This is a genomic window from Streptomyces sp. NPDC055078, assembly GCF_053607985.1.
The window spans coordinates 1-3,840 of record NZ_JBSGUP010000744.1 but is presented as its reverse complement, the minus strand read 5'-3'; the positions used below and the strand labels follow the sequence as shown (position 1 = coordinate 3,840).

Sequence of the window (3,840 nt, the reverse complement as noted above, 5' to 3'; positions counted from 1 at the left end):
GAGCCGCTGCCACCAGGACCTGCGCGGCGCCGTGGGGGCGGGCGCGGGGGCCGGCTCCGCGTGGGCGGACGGCGCGGCGGCCGGCAGGGGCTGCGCGGTGGGGGACGTCGGCCCGGCCGCGGGGGCCACCGGCTCGGCGGTGGCCCTGACCGTCCCCTTGGGGAAGATCACGGGCAGTGTGCTGAGCCGGCTGGAGATCCAGGAGGCGGACACCGGGAGTTCGGCCTCGGAGACCGCGAGCCTGATGTCGGACAGCCGGGCGAGCAGCGTGTCGATGCCGGTGTCGACAATGGCCCGCCCGATGTCCATGCCGGGGCATTCGTGCGGTCCGCCGCCGAAGGAGAGATGCGAGCGGTTGCCGTGCATCGACGCGTTGAGGTCGGGCCGGATCTCCGGGTCCACATTGCCGGCCGCCAGCCCGAGCATCACCATGTCGCCGGCCCGTATCTGCTGACCGCCGAGGACGGTGTCGCCCGTCGCCCAGCGCGTCGGCACCACCGCGAGGGGCGGGTGGTTCCACAGCACCTGGTCCAGCGCGTCCGGCAGGGTCATCTGCCCGCCGGACAGGTTTCCGCGGAAGCGCGGGTCGGTCAGCACCATGCGCAGGGTGTTGGCGATCAGGTTGACCGTGCTCTCGTTCGCGGCCACCAGTGAGTGCCGCAGATGCTCGCAGACCTCGTCGTCGGTCATGGCCGCCTCATGGCCGAGCAGCGAGCTGACGAAGTCCTTGCCCGGTTCGTCCTTCTTGTGCTTCACCACCTGACGCATGGTGTCCATGACGAACTCATTGCTCTGCAGGGCCGTCTCGCTGCCCTTGACCATGTCGCGCACGGCCTCCCCGAGGGGGATTCCGTACCGCTCGGGAACGCCGAACAGCCGGGTCATCACCAGCATGGGCAGCTTCTCGGCGAAGTCGGACACCAGGTCCGCCTCCCCCCTGGCGGCGAAGGCGTCGACCAGCTGGTGGGTGTAGCGGACCACATGGCGGCGCACCCCGTGGCGGTTGAACAGGGCCAGACTGTCGGTGATCGCGCTGCGCAGCCGTGCGTGCTCCTCGCCGTCGGCGAACACCAGCAGCGGCTGCCAGGCGGTGATCGGGAGCAGCGGGGAGTCCGCCGACAGCCGTCCCTCCTTGAGGACGTTCCAGTTGCGGGAGTCGCAGGAGAACAGCGAGGGGGTACGCATGGCCTCCAAGTTCTCCCGGTGGCCCAGAATCAGCCAGGCAGGCACATCACCGGGGAGCAGGACGGGTGCGACCTGGCCGTGGTCGCCGCGGAGCATCTCGTACAGCGTGTGCGGGTCGCCTTCCGCCTCGGGCCCGTACAGCCGGCGGCCACCGCCCGCTCCATGGACGTGTGCGGGGCACCCCGGAGGTGGGACGGGCGCGGACTGGGTTCCGGACGGGTCTGAGTAAGGGGTGGTCACGAAGCCTCCGAAAGCAACGGCGCACAAGCGAAGTGGGATTGCAGAGCCCGCAGCATATCCCTGGGAGATGTCGCAAAGTCACACAGTCCACGATGAACTTCCCGCCGCCGCCCAGTACTTGACATCCCCTCCCCCGGACCGCCACCGGATGCCCGCAAACCGGGCACGACTGACGAGGCGTCCACTGTCCGGTTTCTCGCGCCCCCCGGCCGGAATCGACCCGTCCGGAGCAGGTCCACTGCCCCGTACGACACCGGTGCGCCGAAGTCGATGTGACGGCCGCTCAACCCGTACGGGCAGCTCAGCGGCTTGTCGGCCGACACCCGGCCCGACGTCCCGGGCGAAGGGGGCGTACTCGCGCATACCAGTCCCCAAGTGGTGGGATCTTCTGGATGACGAGACCGACACGGGGCGCGCCCATGCTCCCGTGCGCACCGTCCCGAGCAAAGGATTCCTCGTGACAGCAGGATTGCAGTTGGCCGGATTGCAGTCGGTTCCGCGCGCTCCCGGAGCGATACCGCTCCTCGGGCACGCCCTGAAGCTGTGGCGCGACCCCTTCGGATTCCTGGTGTCACTGCCCCGGCGCGGAGATCTGGTCCGTGTCGATCTGGGCACTTTGCCGATGTATGTCGTCACAACGGCGGAACTGGTCTATGAAATCACGGCGACAAAGGCGCGCAGCTTTGAAAAGGGGCGGTTCTTCGACCGGCTGCGGCCGCTCGCGGGCAACGGCCTCGCCAATTCCGACGGTGAGGTGCACCGCAAGCACCGCAGGCTGATTCAGCCGTTGTTCTCCAAGGACCGCATCGCCGCCTATTCCGAGGTGATGGTCCGTCATTCGCTTGAGCTGGCCGACTCCTGGCCCCCGGGGCAGGTGGTGGAGGTGGAGAAGGCGACAGCGACCTTCGTGATCGAATCGCTGACCGCGACGCTCTTCTCCACGGGAATCGGTCTGCCCGCCGTGGACGCCGTACGCAGGAATCTCCCGGTCGTCCTGAAGAATCTGCTGATACGGGCGGCCTCCCCGGGTTTCCTCGACCGGGTGCCGATTCGCCCCAACCGGGACTTCGACGCGGCGGCGGCCACGCTGCGCCGGGTCATCGACGAGGTCGTCGCGAAGGCCCGCCGTTCCGGGTACGCCGACCAGGACGATCTGCTGTCGCTGCTGCTCGCCGCCCATGACGCGGAGAGCGGGGAGTCGCTCTCCGACCTTGAGGTACGCGATGAGCTGAGCACGATCCTCTTCGCCGGGGTGGAGACCACGGCCGCCACGCTCGCCTGGGCGTTCCATGAGCTGGCCGCGCATCCGGAGGTGGCGGACCGCGTGGCCGCCGAGGTCGAGGAGGTCGTCGGCGACCGGCCGGTGACCATCGCGGACGTGCCCCGGCTCGTCACACTCCGCCGAGTGCTGGACGAGACGATCAGGCTGCACGGTGTCACCCTGCTGATGCGACGTACCAGGGAGCCGGTGGAACTGGCGGGATTCCAGGTCCCCGCCGGTACCGAGGTCGCGTTCAGCCTCTACGCCGTCCACCGCGACGGCCGGCTGTACACGGACCCCGACCGCTTCGACCCGGACCGGTGGCTGCCGGAGCGTCAGACGGCGTCCGGGCGGGGGCGCGAGGCGTACATCCCCTTCGGCGCGGGCCAGCACAAGTGCATCGGGGAGTCCTTCTTCCTGGCGGAGGCCACCGTCGCCATCGCGACGGTCCTCGCCAAGTGGCGTCTGGTGCCCGCCGCCGGGTACACGCCCGATGCGGTCGTCTCGGCGGTGCCGCACCCCCGGCGCATCCCGATGACGGTCGCACCGCGCCGGAGCTGAGCCGCCGGCGACGCGCCCTGTGGCCCGGCCCCGCCGGGTCCCGGACCACGGGGGCGCGCGCCGGGCTGTCCGAGGACTCCGCACCCCGGGCGGCCCAGGCGGCTCCGGGCCGCAGAATGTGGTCCATGACCGAACTGAAGGCCGACGACGCCACCCGAGAGTTCCTCGATGACTTCGTCCGCGATATCCGCCGGCTGCTGGGGCCGGTCGCCGTCTGGGCCCATGGGTCGCTGGGCGGGGGTGACTACCAGCCGGGCCGCAGCGACCTCGATCTGCTCGCCGTGTCGGCGGGGCCCCGGGCACCGGGGGTGGAGGAACAGCTCGCGCGGACGCACCGGCGGCTGCTGGGTGAGCTGCCGTTCGGGCCGCTGCTGCACTGCGGCTATCTCGTGGCCACGGAGCTTGACGACCCCGCGGACGAACATCTCGCCTGGGCGCACCGGGAGTTGTACCACCGGCCCGTCACCCCGGTGACCCGACGCGAGCTGCATACGTTCGGGGTCGTGCGGCACCGCCCGGGCCCCGCGGGGCGGTTTGCGCCCGGGGCCCCCCCCCCGCCCACCCGCACCCCGCACCGGGCGGAAACCCGGGAA

At 70.7% G+C, this 3,840-nt stretch carries 3 protein-coding genes; 2 read left to right on the top strand and 1 reads right to left on the bottom strand.

The window, feature by feature from the left end:
• A partial coding sequence (locus tag ACWF94_RS35865) for a cytochrome P450 (RefSeq protein ID WP_453498546.1) occupies positions 1–1,425 on the bottom strand: 1,425 nt, incomplete at its 3' end.
• A 457-nt stretch (positions 1,426–1,882) separates the two neighbouring features.
• Here ACWF94_RS35865 and ACWF94_RS35860 point away from each other — a divergent pair.
• Complete coding sequence (locus ACWF94_RS35860; protein WP_453498543.1) at positions 1,883–3,247, top strand: cytochrome P450; 1,365 nt, start codon at positions 1,883–1,885, stop codon at positions 3,245–3,247.
• A 125-nt stretch (positions 3,248–3,372) separates the two neighbouring features.
• On the top strand, positions 3,373–3,840 hold a 468-nt coding region (locus ACWF94_RS35855; RefSeq protein ID WP_453498540.1), incomplete at its 3' end, for a nucleotidyltransferase domain-containing protein.